The sequence below is a fragment of the Acetobacter sp. AN02 genome (genome assembly GCF_029759835.1).
In the GTDB taxonomy this organism is placed as follows: Bacteria; Pseudomonadota; Alphaproteobacteria; order Acetobacterales; family Acetobacteraceae; genus Acetobacter.
On sequence record NZ_JAJJND010000060.1, the window covers coordinates 1 to 16,292 of the forward strand.

Sequence of the window (16,292 nt, forward strand, 5' to 3'; positions counted from 1 at the left end):
CAAGAATATCGTTTCTCGCCTTTCTTAACCTCGCAGCCGTAAAATTGTGGCTACCGTCTTTTGTCAACAGAACCTAGCTAGAGAATGCCCTTCGATTTCGCCTCAAAGGGCATGGGGACCACTCTTCGCCTGAACTGAAGTAGTTCAAAGGCATTACAACATAATCCGACAAGCTGAAATCAACATTCCTCGCAGTACTACAATTCGCCACCGACATCACCCGAATTGAATGACGACACGCCCTCAGCCATCCATCTTCAGGGCGGTAAGGAAGGCGCTCTGCGGGATCTCGACCTTGCCGAACTGCCGCATGCGCTTCTTGCCTTCCTTCTGCTTCTCCAGAAGCTTGCGCTTACGGCTGATATCACCGCCATAACACTTGGCCGTCACGTCCTTGGACAGTGCCCCGATGGTCTCACGCGCGATGATCCGGCTGCCGATGGCGGCCTGAATGGCGATCTTGAAAAGCTGGCGGGGGATCAGATCCTTCAGCCTGGCACAGATCGCCCGCCCCCGCGTCTCCGCCGCCGAGCGATGCGCGATAAAGGACAGCGCATCAACCGGCTCCTGATTGACCAGAATGGAAATACGGACGAGATCGCTCTCCTGATAGCCGTCCATCTGATAATCAAAACTCGCATAGCCGCGCGTCAGGGATTTCAGACGGTCATAGAAATCAAACACGACCTCGTTCAGAGGCAGACGATAGACAGCCATGGCCCGGTTCCCGACATAGGTCAGGTCCTCCTGAACGCCGCGCCGCTCCGTGCAGAGCGTCAGCACCGAACCGAGATACTCATCGGGAACCATGATGGTCGCCTTGATCCACGGCTCCTCGATACTCTCGATCAGAGACGGGTCCGGCATGTCCGCAGGATTATGCAGCTCCTCCGTCTCCCCGCTCGTGCGGCGGATGTGATAGACCACGGACGGCGCCGTCGCGATCAGATCCAGATCGAACTCACGCGACAGCCGCTCCTGAATGATCTCCAGATGCAGCAGCCCGAGGAACCCGCAGCGAAATCCGAAGCCGAGCGCGGCGGAGGTCTCCGCCTCGTAATGGAACGACGCATCGTTCAGGCGCAGCTTGGAAAGACTGTCACGCAGCTTCTCGAAATCATCCGCGTTGATCGGGAAAAGCCCGCACCAGACAACCGGAATCGACGGCTTGAAGCCGGCCAGAGGCTCCGCGGCAGGACGGCGGTCATCCGTGATGGTATCACCGACATTACAGTCCGCAACGGTCTTGATGGCCGCATTGATATAGCCCATCTCGCCCGGACCCAGCTCATCCACAGGCACCATACGCGGGGCAAACACGCCCACCTGATCAAGCTGATAGACCGCACCTGACGACATCATGCGGATCTTCATGCCCTTCTTCAGACGACCTTCCTTGACGCGCACGAGAATGATGACGCCCAGATAGGCATCATACCAGCTGTCCACCAGCATCGCGCGCAGCGGCGTCTCCGAATCTCCCTGCGGCGGCGGCAGACGCGTGACGATAGCCTCCAGCACACCCTCGATATTCAGACCGGTCTTGGCGGAAATCTGCACCGCATCATCCGCCGGAATACCGATCACCTCCTCGATCTGCTCCTTCACGCGCTCCGGCTCGGCCGCAGGAAGATCAACCTTGTTCAGAACCGGCACGATCTCATGGTTAGCCTCAATCGCCTGATAGACATTGGCCAGCGTCTGCGCCTCCACACCCTGAGAGGCATCCACGACCAGCAGCGATCCCTCACAGGCCGCCAAGGAACGGCTGACCTCATAGGCAAAATCCACATGGCCCGGCGTGTCCATCAGATTGAGGACATAGGTCTTGCCGTCTTTCGCCGGGTAAGTCAGCCTGACGGTCTGCGCCTTGATCGTGATGCCGCGCTCACGCTCAAGCTCCATGTTGTCGAGCACCTGATTCGTCATCTCACGGGCGGTCAGGGCACCGCACGCCTGGATCAGACGGTCGGCAAGCGTGGATTTTCCATGATCAATATGCGCGATGATCGAGAAATTACGGATCTGGCTGAGGGGCGTGTCGGTCATGTGCCGACACATACGCGATAATCAGGGGAAAGTCAGCCTGTCTGACACCCCTGTGCATGCCTTTTCTCTTTACTTCCGCAGCAGCGGGGCGTCCCCTTCTCCCGGCCCGTTTCCGGGCCGCACAGACAGTCAGGAGAAAGCGGTTTGTTCAGCCATATCGTCATCGGTGCCAATGATATCGACGCCGCAAAAGCATTCTATGACGCCACTTTCGGGGTCCTCGGTCTCCCGGAAGGAACCATCGATTCCAGAGGGCGGATTCGCTACGTGGACGGAAACGACGTCCTGGTCATCACACGCCCGCTGGACGGCAGAGCCGCAACAGGCGCCAACGGAGGCACGATCGGCTTCCACGCCGCCGATGCCGCCGAAGTCAGTGCATGGCACGAGGCCGGTCTCGCCCATGGCGGCACCACGTGTGAAAACCCGCCCGGCCTCCGCCACACGCCGATGGGCGACATGTATCTCGCCTATCTGCGCGATCCTTCAGGAAACAAGCTCTGCGTAAAATTCGTGCCGTAAAACCGGACCGGAAACATCAGATGAGCCGGACCCGCCTCCGGCTCATCACGCACCACGGAAAGAGGTCAGACCCATAATCTCTTTCATATAATCGATAAACACCTGCACGATTCCGGATTTCCGCCCTGCGCCGGACATCACAGGCCCCGGACGCAGCGCCCGCAGATCTGCCACAAAAAAAACCGCCCCGCATCTCCTCCCGTCAGAAGAGACACAGGGCGGCTAAAAACCTCAGCAGAAAGCAGTGTTTTCAGGCGTTACTCACGCCCGAAAACACCCTCACACCCCTCAGTAATGAACGGAGCGGGAGTCCAGCGGCTTCGTCGCCGGAGGAGCGAACGTGGTCAGATCGATACCCTCGACAGCAGCCTTATACTCGTCATTGCTCGGCATACGGCCAAGGATCGCAGAGAGCACCACAACCGGCGTTGAGGCCAGAAGCGACTCACCCTTCTTATCCTTGGAGTCCTCAACAACACGACCCTGGAACAGACGGGTCGAGGTCGCCAGAACGGTGTCACCCTTCTCCGCCTTCTCCTGGTTGCCCATGCACAGGTTGCAGCCCGGACGCTCCAGATAAAGGATGTTCTCGTACTCGGTCCGCGCCTTGTCCTTCGGGTGAAGGTCGTTGAACTCGAACCCGGAATAACGCTCCAGAACTTCCCAGTCGCCTTCGGTCTTGAGCTCATCAATGATGTTGTAGGTCGGCGCTGCAACCACCAGCGGCGCCTTGAACTCCACCTTCCCCTGAGACTTCTCAAGGTTCTTGAGCATCTGGGCCACGATCTTCATGTCGCCCTTATGCACCATGCAGGAGCCCACAAATCCGAGATCAACCTTCTTGTTACCGCCGTAATAGGAAACCGGGCGGATCGTGTCATGGGTATAACGCTTGGACACGTCAGGATTGTTCACATCCGGATCGGCAATCATCGGCTCGTCGATCAGATCGAGATCAACCACAACCTCGGCAAAATACTTCGCATTGTCATCCGGAGCCAGCGCAGGCTTCTCGCCCGAACGGATCTCGGCAATGCGCTTGTCAGCCTTGGCAATCAGACCCTTCAGCGTCTGAGCCTCATTGTCCATGCCCTTGTCGATCATGATCTGGATACGCGACTTGGCAATTTCCAGAGACTCAATCAGCGGCTCATCCTGAGAGATGCAGATCGCCGCCTTGGCCTTCATCTCAGCCGTCCAGTCGGTAAAGGTGAAGGCCTGATCAGCAAGAAGCGTGCCGATATGCACCTCGATGATGCGCCCCTGGAAGACGTTGTCACCACACTGACGGAGCATCTGGGCCTGCGTCGCATGAACCACGTCGCGGAAGTCCATATGCGGCTGCATCTTACCCTTGAACGTCACCTTGACCGACTGCGGGATCGGCATCGTCGCCTCACCCGTAGCTAGAGCCAGAGCCACCGTGCCGGAGTCAGCCCCGAAAGCCACACCCTTGGACATACGGGTATGACTGTCACCGCCGATGATGATCGCCTGATCATCCACGGTAAGGTCATTGAGCACCTTGTGAATCACGTCCGTCATCGGGGGATAGACGCCCTTGGGATCACGCGCCGTGATCAGACCGAAGGCGTTCATGAACTTCATGAGCTTCGGAATGTTCGCCTGCGCCTTCTTGTCCCACACGGACGCGGTATGACAGCCGGACTGATAGGCACCGTCCACGAGGGGCGAAATGACGGTCGCCGCCATCGCCTCAAGCTCCTGCGCCGTCATCAGACCGGTCGTATCCTGGGAACCGACAATGTTCACCTTCACGCGGACATCAGACCCCGCATGCAGAACCTTGCCCGGCGTGACACCGACAGCATTGCGGTTGAAGATCTTCTCAACAGCCGTCAGACCCTGGCCGTCAACCGTGATCTCCTTGTTCGGCGCGAAAACCAGCGGAGCCTTGACGCCCAGCGTCTCGGCAGCAAACGTCTGGAGCTTCTTGCCAAAGACAATGGCGTAGGAGCTGCCCGCCTTCATGAACTCCAGCTTCTGCGGCGTGAACGAGGCGGAAATATCAGCCAGCTCATTGCCGTTCGCATCACGAAGCTTCTTGTTCTTCACATCGATCTTCAGAACGGTGCCGGTCGCGACAGAGTATTTCTGCTCCAGAACCGGATTGCCGTCCGCATCCAGAACCGGCTTGCCATCCGCACCGGTCTTCCGGACCCAGTTCTTCAGATTGATGCCAATACCGCCCGTCACATCGACAGTCGTGGCGAAAATCGGAGAAATGCCGTTCGTGCCCGCAACGATCGGAGCATAGTTGACGAAAGGAACATAAGGGCTGGCCCGCTTGCCGGTCCAGAGCGCCACGTTGTTCACACCCGACATACGGGAAGAACCGACACCCATCGTGCCCTTCTCGGCAATCATCATCACCCGCGCGTCAGGGTGCTGCTTCTGCAGGGCAACGATTTCCTGCTGCGCCTCCGGAGAGATCATGCACTGGCCATGCAGCTCACGATCCGAACGCGAATGCGCCTGGTTGCCCGGAGACAGAAGATCGGTCGAGATATCACCCTCAGCCGCAATGAAGGTCACGACGCTGATCTCGTCCTCAACCTCCGGAAGCTTGGTGAAGAACTCAGCCTTCGCATAGCTCTCGAGCACGTCCTTCGCGACCGCATTGCCCGCCTTGTAGGCGTCGCGCAGGCGGAACATGTCGGCGTCATAGAGGAACACCTGGGTCTTGAGCACCTCGCCCGCCTGAACGGCAACCGGACCGGCATCACCAAGCGCGATATCCAGAAGCACCCGGACCGAAGGACCGCCCTTCATGTGGGACAGCAGCTCAAGGGCAAAGGCCGGCGTGATCTCGGGAACAACCGTCTCACCCAGGACGATCTTCTTGAGGAAATCCGCCTTGACGCCCGCAGCGCTCGTCGTGCCGGGCAGCGTGTTGTAAATAAAGAACTTCAGAGCCTCGGCACGCTGCTCGTTACCGGCATCCTCAATCAGCGCGATAATGTCACGAACAAGCCCGCCATCATCAATCGGCTTGGGCGAAAGCCCCTGATTTTTTCTGTCCTTGATTTCGGCCAGATAATCTGAGTAGGTGTTCATGGCATTCCCAACGTCATTGAAGTGTCCGGGCCTGAAACGCGGCCCTGCAAACCGGATAGGGTCAGATCGGCTTAATGGTCAGACGGGTCCCAGCTACGCCGGCAGCCACCGGCTGACAAGATACTGTATCCCGCTAAAGACAGTCCTCCGCACTCAGCACCTGCCGCCCCAAAGCGGCAGCCTGAACGTCATGTCAGACCGGTCATGTACTAAATCACCCGTCTCACCCCGCCAAGCCCTGCCGATCTGACCTATGATGAGACATTTGTCATTTCAATTTTCCGGCACCGGCACTCCGCCCCCGGATTTCCTCCCCGGATTCATCTCCCCGCACATAACATAAAGAGCACCTGAACACAGACCACCGCCCCCGGACCCGGCCCGTCAGACAGCACCGCCCGACGACACACACCGGAAAGCCTCAGCCGCCCTCAGCCCCTCTCCTCCCGCGTGACGGAAGACGGAGGAAATGCGCGATCCGCCCCGCACAATGCTCCGCAGACAGATCAGGCAGCACACTCTCAGGATTCAGCTCAGCCCGGGGATTCTCCTCCGGACCGATGAACAGACCGTCCCCCCCGGTCCAGCGCTCCCAGCCAAACCCTGACGCCGCCTCCAGAGCCGCACGCGGCGCCACACCCAGAACGCCGTCACGATAATCCCGGTCCTGCAGCGCAAAAATCTCCCAGCAGGGCAGAGACACCACAGCCACACGACAGCCCCCGCGCGCCTCCAGAAGCCGCGCTGTCTCCAGAGCCAGCCCCGCCTCACCGCCCGATGTCAGCAGCGTGACGCTCCGGTTCAGAAGCCCGCCCTCAGCCTCACGCAGAATATAACCGCCCCGCCCCGGATCTCCCCGCCCGCCCTGCAGCCCGGCCTCCGTATCCGGATCACCCGACACGGACGGAGAAATGATCATGACGGCAGGCCCGTGCTCCCAGCGCAGAGCCCCCTCCCAGCACGCAACAACCTCCCTGCGGCTGCCAGGCCGGAAAACCGCCAGATCCTTCATCGCCCGCAGACCGGCAAGCTGCTCGGGCTGCTGCCACAGCACCCCGCCCGCACCGGCCGCCCCTTCCGCCAGAACACAGAGAATGCGCTGGCGGGTGATCGCCGCAAAACGCAGGGCCGGACGCAGACGGTCCGCAGACCCCAGCGCCGCAACACCAAACCCCCGCACCCCGCCATGAAGGGTCATGCCATTGAGAAAACCGGCCATGGCCCCCTCCCGCGCCCCGCACGCCCGCACTGCCACCGGAAGCGGCCGCAGCGCCGCATGCCCCGCATCCATCGCAGACGTCAGAAAAACGGACTCGGGAATAAGACGCTCCAGAAACTCCAGAGCAAGATACCCGTCGGAATTAAGCTCCTCCGGCCGGCGCAGACCCCGCCAGAGCCGCCGCCAGTCCTCCGTAAACCGATCCGTAATCCCGCCGCCGGTCGCCCTCTCGAACACCGCCCGCTGACGATGCCGCGTCAGACGTCTCAGCCAGGAACGCCGCAACGTTGTCCCCCGCCGCGTCACCGCAACCCACGCACCGGACGTCTCCCCCTGCGGCGGCTGCGGAATATACGCCGGAAAACGCCCCTCAAACGCCAGAAGAACCGGCCGACGGCTCCGCAGCGTCGCGGCCAGAACCGCCGCAACCTCCGCCACACCCGCCGGACGGATTCGCCGGACAGACCACCCCGCCGCCTGAAAACAGTTCAGCGTCATGTCCGCCGCAGGATCAGAAACGGAACCGGGAGGAATATCCGTCATGACGCACAGACGATGCAGATGATACTGCCCCGCCAGCATCGCCGCCTCCATCGCCAGACCCGTCTCCAGATCGGCCCGCCCGCTGAGAAGCCAGGTCCTGTGATTGACCAGAGACTGACCGAACCGCTTCTCCAGAGTCTGCTCCGCAAGCGCCATACCCGCCGCAATCGCAACAGGCTGCCCCGCCAGACCGACAGACACACCCGCCGCAGGATACCCCGTCACCGTCAGATCAGGTGCCGCCGCCGTGCTGCCGGTCAGCCGCAGAAACGCCCCGAGCAGAGGCCGCATCCGGACGGACGAAACCGCAAACCGGTCACGATCAGGCCACAGCGGCGCCGCCGGATCAAAACGCAGGAACCGCTCCCACAGCACGGCAACCGGAAGCCACAGCGGCTCCAGAGCCTCAGGCAGAACGGAACCCGGAGCAGCGCCCGAAGTCATACCGGCACTCCGCCCCGCAACAAGCCGGCGCGCCGCATCGGCAAACCGCCATGTCGCCAGATCCGCCTCGGAACAGCCTGTCAGACGGTCATCCATCCGCGCCGCATCCCGCTGTTTTTCCCGCCCGACTATAGACGCCCGCCCTCAGCAGTGGCAAATCGCACTCTGTCCCTCCGGCAATCCGTGGTGGTCCGAAAATCATGCCCGATCTCTCCCCCGTCCGTCCGTCCCCGCGCCGCGCCGCGCACATCCTGGCCGGAACGCTCGTGAAAGGCGCAATGCTGTCCGGACTGCTCGGCATGACCTGCTGCGACCTGGTGGACCAGCGGACCTTCAACCCGAAGGCCAGCCGCCCCCCGGTCCCCTATATCCCCCCCGCAAAACCCGGACGCCCCGCCACTCCCCCGCTGATCGAAGTCGAGGCCGGAACACCGCAGGAAGAGTGGGAAAACACCCTCAGAACCCTGACAAAACGCGCCCTGGCCCGCAAGCCCGACGTCCTGTTCACAGTGCAGATCACAGCCCCCTCCGGCGCGGACGCAACGGAAGACGCAAGAACACTCAGCCGCATCACAGCCTCGGACGGACAGCCGGTCGCCGCCACGATCATCAGCGCCGGTGCGAACCCCGCACAGGTCGAGATGGCCGCCATGCCCGTTCCGGGACTGGCAAAGCCCGTGATCCGCGTCTATATTCGCTGAACATATCCCGAGGCACGACCTCCGGAACATCTCACCGGGACCGGCCCGGAATCCGCGCCCGTCGCCTTTTCCCGGTCAGCCTCCGGCAGCACGGACATCGTACGCCATGACGGCAGATCAGTACAGGGGGACGCAGGCGTGAGCATCCGCAACGCCAGACATCCGTTTTACGATCATTGTGAAACGGCGCTCCGCGATATCCGGGCCGAAGGCCGGTACCGCAGCTTCACACCGCTCGCACGCGACGCGGAACGCTTCCCGGTCTACGAAGAGGAACTTCCCGCCCCGCTCCCGCCCCGCGACGTCGTCGTCTGGTCCACAAACGACTATCTCGGCATGGGCGTGGAACCCGAAGTCTGCGAAGCCGCAATCAGCGCCATCCGCGAATTCGGCACAGGCGCCGGAGGCACCCGCAACGTCGCCGGAACACACCCGATGCACGCCCGGCTGGAACGCGAACTCGCGGAACTGCACGGCAAGGAAGCCGGACTGCTCTTCAACTCCGGCTATATGTCAAACCTCGCCACGCTGCAGGCCATCCTGACCTCCATGCCCGGCTGGATCTGCTTTTCAGACCGCATGAACCACGCCTCCATGATCGCAGGAATCAAAGGCGCAAAAGGCAGCACCACCGTCATCTTCGAACATAATGATCTGAAGGACCTCGAGGCAAAACTCGCCGCCGCACCGCCCGATGCCCCCAAACTCATCGCGTTCGAGAGCGTCTATTCAATGGACGGCGATATCTCCGATATCCGCGGCACCTGCGCCCTGGCCCGGAAATACAACGCCCTGACGTATCTCGATGAAGTCCACGCCGTCGGCCTGTACGGCGAACACGGCGGCGGCGTCTCCGAACGCGACGAAGCCGCGGCAGAAGTCGATATCATCGAAGGCACTCTCGCCAAAAGCTTCGGCTCCCACGGGGGCTACATCACCGCCAGCGCGGAAATCACGGACTACCTGCGCTCGGTCGCCTCCGGCTTCATCTTCACAACCTCCCTGCCCCCTCCGGTCATCGCCGCCGCCCTCACCAGCGTACGCATGGTCAGGGAACAGGGATGGCGCAGGGATGCCGTGTTCGAACGCGTCAGCGCCCTGCGCACCCGCCTGCGCGCCGCCGGAATCCCCTTTATCGCAACACCAAGCCACATCATCCCCGTCCCGGTCGGCAATGCCGCCGCCTGTACACGCATCAGCCGCCGCCTGCTCGACGAAGCCGGAATCTACGTCACCCCGATCAACTACCCGACAGTCCCGCGCGGCACGGAACGGCTGAGAATCACACCCGGACCACGCCACACGGACGAGATGATGGACGCGCTCGTCGCAGCCTTGGGACGACTCATGCGGGAGGAATGCCCGGGAAAACCCGGACAGCAGGCCGCCTGACCGGCGACCGGTGTTCCTGACCGGCATTCCTGAGTAGCGTTAATGCTTTCTTCATAATTACGGAGCTACAGAAGAAAGCTGCTGCTTACGAAAAACCGGTGCAAGCCCCATGATTCCATCCAGCCTCCCGCGTGTTCCCTCCTCCCCGTCCGGCAGGACCATCAGGAGAAAACCCCACCCCGAACGCGCAGCCGAAACAGAGGCCGGCGGAGAAAGCACGGCAGGCAGCACCGGCTCGTCCGGCAGCCAGAGCCTCGTCCCCATGACACTGGCAGGCGGAAGATACCGCGGACGCGGATCCCTGCTTAATCTCCTCGTCTGACCATTGCTCTCTTGCCGTCCGGCCCGGGACCGGATAAGCAGAGCCCGTGTGTCCGCGTAGCTCAGCAGGATAGAGCACAGGATTCCTGAATGAATTGGGCACTGTGGCAGGAAACTCCGCAGTGAATCTGCTCAAATTCGGGGAACGCTCCGGCATTCTCTGCCGTGCCGATCCCGAGCCAAGCCTCCCGCAGGGGAGGAAGGTGTAGAGACTGGAAGGGCAGCACCTGTCGGCCGCAAGGCCTATGGTGAAGGGACAGTCCAGACCACAAACGTCTCCTCAGGGGGACGGCGGCGAAAGCCGAAGTGGTATGAATCCTGGGGCCGTGGGTTCGAATCCCGCCGCGGACACCACAACCTGAAACACCCCCTTCAGAGCCGACCGGCCACACCCCACCGTCGCCTCACCGGAAATTCCGGACAACCCGCGCCGCACGCAGCGTATCATCACCCGCGATCTCCGCTCTCATAATCAGGAAAAATCCGAAAACAGCAGAAGCGGCATCCACCCGGAACAGCCCGCAGATCCCTCCGTTCATGCCGACCGAAACATGAATTAATTTCATGAGTTAATGAAATAAAATCACTTCTGTTCAACTGACCCCTGAGGCATAAGACCCCCATCGTTCTCAACGGCGGACAGAATGAAGATTTATGAGCGGGAAACCGGACGTAAAATCAGCGACCTCTGATCATTCATAAAAGCCTCACACCTGTCGCGGACAACACCACGGAACCCTACGATGAACAGAGATTTCACCTTCAGTCTCAGGAAAATTTCCTTTGATGAGAACTACGTACCGGCAGACAGCACACGCCTGACAACCAACTTCGCCAACCTCGCCAGAGGCGAAAGCCGCGAGGAAAACCTGCGCAACGTCCTGCGCATGATCGATAACCGCTTCAACTCCCTGGCGAACTGGGACAATCCCGAAGGTAACCGCTACTCGCTCGGCCTGGAAATCATCTCCGCAGAAATGGACATCGATTTCGCAGACGGAGACAAAACCTTCCCGCTGATCGAAATACTGAACACCGTCATTTTCGACAGAAAAACAAACAGAAAAATCGCAGGAAACATCGGGAACAACTTCTCCTCCTATGTCCGCGATTACGATTTCAGCGTCCTTCTTCCGGAATACAACAAAAACCGCACGGGATTCAGCGCCCCCGACGGATTTGGTGACCTGCACGGAAACCTGTTCAGGTGCTTCATCAATTCGGACGCCTATAAAAACAGCTTTACAAAAAAACCCGTTATCTGCCTGAGTATTTCAAGCAACAGAACCTACCACAGAACAGGCAACCATCACCCCGTTCTGGGCGTCGAATATGAACAGCGCGAATTCTCCATGACCGATCAGTATTTCGGAAAAATGGGCATGCAGGTGCGGTATTTCATGCCCGCAGGCAGCGTCGCACCCCTCGCATTCTATTTCTTCGATGACCTGCTCTCAGGGTACTCAGATCTCGAACTGATCAGCGCCATCAGCACGATGGAGTCCTTCCAGAAAGTGTACCGCCCGGAAATCTACAATGCGAACTCCCCGGCCCCGGAATATTTCCAGCCCACGCTGAAGCACCAGGACTGCTCGATCACCCAGATCGTCTATGATCGCGAGGAGCGCAGCCGCCTGGCCGTGCAGCAGGGAAAACTGACCGAGGAACACTTCATCGAACCCTACAGGGATATTCTCGAAAAGTGGTCCGCAGACTACGCTGCCCGCACCGCCCTCTGATCACCACGTAAACATAAGGCCACACGTCATGAAAAAACTCCTGCCCACCGCAACCGCCGGCAGCCTGCCCAAACCCTCATGGCTCGCAGAGCCCGAAACCCTGTGGTCCCCCTGGAAACTCCAGGGAGAGGAACTGGTCGAAGGCATACAGGACGCCTTGCGCCTGTCCCTGTTCGATCAGGACCAGGCCGGGATCGACATCGTCAGCGACGGCGAACAGACCCGCCAGCACTTCGTCACGACATTCATCGAACATCTCAGCGGCGTTGATTTCGAAAACCGCCAGACCGTCAAGATCCGCAACCGCTACGACGCAAGCGTTCCCACCGTCTCCGGCGCAGTCACGCGCGAAAAGCCGGTCTTCGTGGAAGACGCGAAATTCCTGCGCCAGCAGACGAAAAAGCCGATTAAATGGGCCCTGCCCGGCCCCATGACCATGATCGATACGCTCTACGACGACCACTATAAAAGCCGCGAGAAACTGGCCTGGGAATTCGCCGGAATCCTCAACCAGGAAGCAAAGGAACTCGAAGCCGTCGGAATCGACATCATCCAGTTCGACGAACCCGCCTTCAACGTCTTCTTCGATGAGGTCAACGACTGGGGCATCGCCACCCTGGAAAGAGCCATCGAAGGGCTGAAATGCGAAACCGCCGTCCATATCTGCTACGGCTACGGCATCAAGGCCAATATCGACTGGAAAAACGGCCTCGGATCCGAATGGCGCCAGTATGAGGAAATTTTCCCCAAACTGCAGAAATCCGCCATCGATATGGTCTCTCTGGAATGCCAGCACTCCCGCGTCCCCATGGATCTCATCGAGCTGATCCGGGGCAAGAAGGTCATGGTCGGCGCCATCGACGTGGCAACCAGCACCGTCGAAACCCCCGATGAGGTCGCAGACGTCCTGCGCAAGGCGCTGAAATTCGTCGATGCAGACAAGCTCTGCCCCGCCACCAACTGCGGCATGGCGCCTCTGTCCCGCGAAACCGCACGGGGAAAACTGCGCGCACTCTGCGCAGGCGCGGACATCGTAAGAAAAGAACTCGCCTGAAATCCTCCCTCCCGTGCCGCCACCCCGCGGCACGGGCAGCGGAAACAGGGAGGCACCCATTCCCTTGCATCCCCGACCGATCCGTGCTTAAGGACGCCCCTTCCCTGCCGGGCGCGTGGCATCGCTCCCGGCTATACCTGTCGCACTGAACCCGCCGACCCCCGGCCCTCAGTGCCCCGCCTGCGGAACGGTCCGCGACGGCCAGGTTGAAAGAATCCGGAGGGACACATCAATGCCGCTTTACGAAACCGTGCTCATCGCACGTAACGATATCAACCAGCAGCAGGCAGAAGCCATCGCGGAAGGCATCAAAACCTACCTCGAAGGCGAGTCCGGCTCTGTAAAGAAGCAGGAATACTGGGGTCTGCGCACCCTGGCCTACCGCATCAAGAAAAACCGCAAGGCGCACTACCTGCTCCTCGGCCTTGAGGCGAAGCCGGAAGCCATGCGCGAGATCGAGCGTCAGCTCAGCCTGAACGAAGACGTCCTGCGCGTCCTGACCCTGCGCGTCGATGAAATCGACGAAACCCCGTCCCCGGTTCTGTCCCGCAAGGGCGAGGATCGCGGAGAGCGCGGCGGATTCCGCGGCCCGAAATCCTCCGGACGCTTCGACAGCGGCCGCTCTTCCCGCCGGTCCTATGACGACCGCGAGGAATACCGCGCCCGTGACGAGAATCCGGCCGAAACCGCAGGCGCAGAGGAATAAGACCGATGTCCGAGACCAGCGAAATCAATCCCGCAGGCCGCCGCACCGCCGTCGGTGCCCGCCGCCCGTTCTACCGCCGCCGCAAGGCCTGCCCGTTCTCCGGCCCGAACGCGCCGAAGATCGACTACAAGGACGTGCGCCTTCTCACCCGCTTCCTGTCAGAGCGCGGCAAGATTGTGCCGAGCCGCATCACCGCGGTTTCCGCGAAGAAGCAGCGTGAGCTGGCCCAGGCCATCAAGCGCGCACGCTTCCTCGCTCTCCTCCCCTACGTCGTGAACTGAGGAGACCGGACCCATGGCTGTAACCGAAGTCATCCTGCTCCAGCGCGTCGAGCATCTGGGCCAGATGGGCGACCTCGTCCGCGTGAAGCCGGGCTATGCCCGTAACTTCCTCCTGCCGACGGGCAAGGCCATCCGTGCAAACGCCGCCAACCGCGAGCGTTTCGAGCACGAGCGCGCCCAGCTCGAAGCACAGAACATCAAGCGCCGCGAAGAGGCAGAACGCCTGTCCGAGCGCATGGACGGACTGTCCGTCATCCTGATCCGCCAGGCCGGTGACGGCGGCAACCTCTACGGTTCCGTCTCCACCCGCGATATCTCGCAGACCGTAACGGAAGCCGGGCTGACGATCTCCCGCCAGCAGGTCTCCCTGCCGCACCCGATCAAGCAGCTCGGACTGTACGACGTGCAGGTCGCCCTGCACCCGGAAGTCACGATCTCCGTACGCGTCAACGTCGCCCGCTCCGCAGAGGAAGCAGAGCGTCAGGCACGCGGAGAAGTCATCGGCATCGACACCGACGACGAGATCACGATCGAGGACGTGGCCGCAGAGGCAGAAGCTGAAGCACCGGCAGCCGAAGAGACCGCCGAAGCCTGATCCGCGCACGGAATCACTTCCGAAGCGACAGAAAAACCCGGGCATGTCCCGGGTTTTTCTGCATATAAGGACTGAAAAGAAACAGGCAGAGGGAAACAGCCCGTGAAAATCGTCATCGCATGCGATTCATTCAAGGAAAGTCTCTCCGCACCAGACGTCGCCCTCGCCATAGAACAGGGCTTCAGAACCATCTTCCCTGACGCGGAATATGTCCGCCTGCCCGCCGCAGACGGCGGAGAAGGCACCACAGACGCCATCATCAGCGCCACCGGAGGACGCATCCTCACCCGACAGGTCACAGGCCCCGCCGGACAGCCCGTCACGGCCCGCTTCGGCATCACCCCGGACAACCAGGCCATCATCGAGGTCGCGGAAGCCGCCGGACTGACCCACGTCCCCCGCACTGAACGTAACCCCCTCACCGCCACAACCCGCGGCGTCGGTGAACTCATCCTCGCCGCCCTCGACGAAGGATGCACCGGAATTCTCCTGGGCCTCGGCGGCAGCGCCACAAATGACGGCGGCGCAGGCATGATGCAGGCCCTGGGCCTCACCCTGCACGACGCCGCGGGACAGAACCTCCCTCCGGGCGGCGCAGCCCTCGCCTCACTCGCCGCCATCAGCACGGCCGGACTCGATCCCCGCCTGCGCACCTGCCGCTTCAGCGTCGCCTCGGACGTCACAAGCCCTCTCACCGGCCCCGAAGGCGCCTCCGCCATCTTCGGACCGCAAAAAGGCGCAACCCCGGAGATGGTCACCACCCTCGACCACGCCCTCAGCCACTACGCCGCCCTCATCAGACAGACAACCGGACAGGACATCGCACATCACCCCGGCGCCGGAGCCGCCGGCGGAACCGGCGCCGCCCTGCTCGCCTTCCTCAACGCCACACTCCGCCCCGGCATCGATATCGTACTCGAAGCCCTGGGACTGGAAGAAGCCACCCGTAACGCAGACCTCGTCATCACCGGAGAAGGACGGCTCGACGGACAGAGCGCAAAAGGCAAAACCCCCGTCGGCGTGGCCCGGATCGCAAAACGCAACGGATGCCCCGTCATCGCCATCGCCGGATCACTCGGACCCGGCATGGAACTGGTCTACGCCGAAGGCATCGATGCCGCCTTCTCAGCCGTAAACTACGTCTGCACCATCGAGGAAGCCCTCAGAGACGCCGCAGCCAATCTCAGAACCACCGCCCGCAATATCGCCGCAACCCTGTCCCTCACCGGATCACGACATCCCCTCAAAGCCTGACCGGCATCGGGAATAAACTTGCGTAGCGTTCAATAAGGATATGACGTGAGTACTGATGATCATAATACTGAACAGCACAAGTTCGAAGTTGAATTGTACCACGATCAGTTCGGACGACTGGGAGCCGGAATCCTGGTTTTTGGCGAAAATCTATTGTCTTACGTCCGTCTCTTCCTGTCAGACAATGACTTACCACCGGCGAATGATACGAAACTTGATCTCGTTAAAGCAGTAGTAAGGAACGAAGAAGCCATATTTTGCCTCTGTGAATGCAAGATTAAAGGCATTGATCTTTACGCAGAATATGTAATCGAGGGGGACTTATACCAACCGTTTCTTGATCAGACTCACGGGGTACCCATTGGGCTAAAAATGTGATTCACAGGATGCTGAT

16 protein-coding genes are annotated in these 16,292 nt (G+C 60.8%); 11 read left to right on the top strand and 5 right to left on the bottom strand.

What is annotated here, in order from left to right; genetic code table 11:
* Window positions 1–243 precede the first annotated feature (243 nt).
* Window positions 244–2,049: a translation elongation factor 4 gene (lepA, locus tag LOC54_RS08200; protein WP_279313338.1), complete on the bottom strand. Its 1,806-nt coding sequence runs from the start codon at window positions 2,047–2,049 to the stop codon at window positions 244–246.
* Between the two features lie 144 nt (window positions 2,050–2,193).
* Here lepA and LOC54_RS08205 point away from each other — a divergent pair, with 144 nt between their 5' ends.
* Window positions 2,194–2,571 carry a VOC family protein gene (locus LOC54_RS08205; RefSeq protein WP_279313339.1) on the top strand — a complete coding sequence of 126 codons (378 nt, stop codon included), beginning with the start codon at window positions 2,194–2,196 and terminating at the stop codon, window positions 2,569–2,571.
* Between the two features lie 45 nt (window positions 2,572–2,616).
* Here LOC54_RS08205 and LOC54_RS08210 read toward each other — a convergent pair whose 3' ends face one another.
* The 3 genes from LOC54_RS08210 to LOC54_RS08220 form a co-directional block, all read right to left on the bottom strand.
* The gene (locus tag LOC54_RS08210) at window positions 2,617–2,745 is read right to left on the bottom strand and encodes a hypothetical protein (protein ID WP_279313340.1); all 129 of its coding nucleotides are present in this window, start codon (window positions 2,743–2,745) and stop codon (window positions 2,617–2,619) included.
* A 114-nt stretch (window positions 2,746–2,859) separates the two neighbouring features.
* On the bottom strand, window positions 2,860–5,649 hold the full coding sequence (locus LOC54_RS08215) for a bifunctional aconitate hydratase 2/2-methylisocitrate dehydratase (RefSeq protein ID WP_279313341.1): 2,790 nt from the start codon (window positions 5,647–5,649) through the stop codon (window positions 2,860–2,862).
* 421 nt (window positions 5,650–6,070) lie between these two features.
* Window positions 6,071–7,951 (bottom strand): transketolase-like TK C-terminal-containing protein, encoded by a 1,881-nt coding sequence (locus LOC54_RS08220; protein ID WP_279313342.1) that lies wholly within the window; start codon window positions 7,949–7,951, stop codon window positions 6,071–6,073.
* A 104-nt stretch (window positions 7,952–8,055) separates the two neighbouring features.
* On the opposite strand from LOC54_RS08220, the gene LOC54_RS08225 reads away from it, so the two are divergent.
* From LOC54_RS08225 to LOC54_RS08235, 3 genes are all read left to right on the top strand, one after another.
* Window positions 8,056–8,556 carry a hypothetical protein gene (locus tag LOC54_RS08225; RefSeq protein ID WP_279313343.1) on the top strand — a complete coding sequence of 167 codons (501 nt, stop codon included), beginning with the start codon at window positions 8,056–8,058 and terminating at the stop codon, window positions 8,554–8,556.
* A 138-nt stretch (window positions 8,557–8,694) separates the two neighbouring features.
* On the top strand, window positions 8,695–9,948 hold the full coding sequence (gene hemA / locus LOC54_RS08230; protein WP_279313344.1) for a 5-aminolevulinate synthase: 1,254 nt from the start codon (window positions 8,695–8,697) through the stop codon (window positions 9,946–9,948).
* 109 nt (window positions 9,949–10,057) lie between these two features.
* Window positions 10,058–10,270 (top strand): hypothetical protein, encoded by a 213-nt coding sequence (locus LOC54_RS08235; protein WP_279313345.1) that lies wholly within the window; start codon window positions 10,058–10,060, stop codon window positions 10,268–10,270.
* A gap of 403 nt (window positions 10,271–10,673) precedes the next feature.
* On the opposite strand, the gene LOC54_RS08240 is transcribed toward LOC54_RS08235, so the two are convergent.
* Window positions 10,674–10,808, bottom strand: coding sequence for a hypothetical protein (locus tag LOC54_RS08240; protein WP_279313346.1), 135 nt, complete (start codon window positions 10,806–10,808; stop codon window positions 10,674–10,676).
* A gap of 204 nt (window positions 10,809–11,012) precedes the next feature.
* Between LOC54_RS08240 and LOC54_RS08245 the strand changes: the two genes are divergently transcribed.
* The 7 genes from LOC54_RS08245 to LOC54_RS08275 all read left to right on the top strand — a co-directional run bounded on the left by LOC54_RS08245 (window position 11,013) and on the right by LOC54_RS08275 (window position 16,276).
* Window positions 11,013–12,008, top strand: coding sequence for a DUF1852 domain-containing protein (locus LOC54_RS08245; RefSeq protein ID WP_279313347.1), 996 nt, complete (start codon window positions 11,013–11,015; stop codon window positions 12,006–12,008).
* 28 nt (window positions 12,009–12,036) lie between these two features.
* Entirely contained in the window at window positions 12,037–13,062 is a 1,026-nt protein-coding gene (locus LOC54_RS08250; protein WP_279313348.1) for a methionine synthase, read from the top strand.
* Between the two features lie 232 nt (window positions 13,063–13,294).
* Entirely contained in the window at window positions 13,295–13,768 is a 474-nt protein-coding gene (rpsF, locus tag LOC54_RS08255; protein WP_279313349.1) for a 30S ribosomal protein S6, read from the top strand.
* 5 nt (window positions 13,769–13,773) lie between these two features.
* Window positions 13,774–14,049, top strand: a complete 276-nt coding sequence (gene rpsR / locus LOC54_RS08260; RefSeq protein WP_279313350.1) for a 30S ribosomal protein S18 — start codon at window positions 13,774–13,776, stop codon at window positions 14,047–14,049.
* 13 nt (window positions 14,050–14,062) lie between these two features.
* A complete protein-coding gene (gene rplI / locus LOC54_RS08265; RefSeq protein WP_279313351.1) occupies window positions 14,063–14,644 on the top strand; it encodes a 50S ribosomal protein L9 in 582 nt (193 codons plus the stop codon).
* A 102-nt stretch (window positions 14,645–14,746) separates the two neighbouring features.
* Window positions 14,747–15,898, top strand: a complete 1,152-nt coding sequence (locus tag LOC54_RS08270; RefSeq protein ID WP_279313352.1) for a glycerate kinase — start codon at window positions 14,747–14,749, stop codon at window positions 15,896–15,898.
* 45 nt (window positions 15,899–15,943) lie between these two features.
* Window positions 15,944–16,276: a hypothetical protein gene (locus LOC54_RS08275; RefSeq protein WP_279313353.1), complete on the top strand. Its 333-nt coding sequence runs from the start codon at window positions 15,944–15,946 to the stop codon at window positions 16,274–16,276.
* Window positions 16,277–16,292 lie beyond the last annotated feature (16 nt).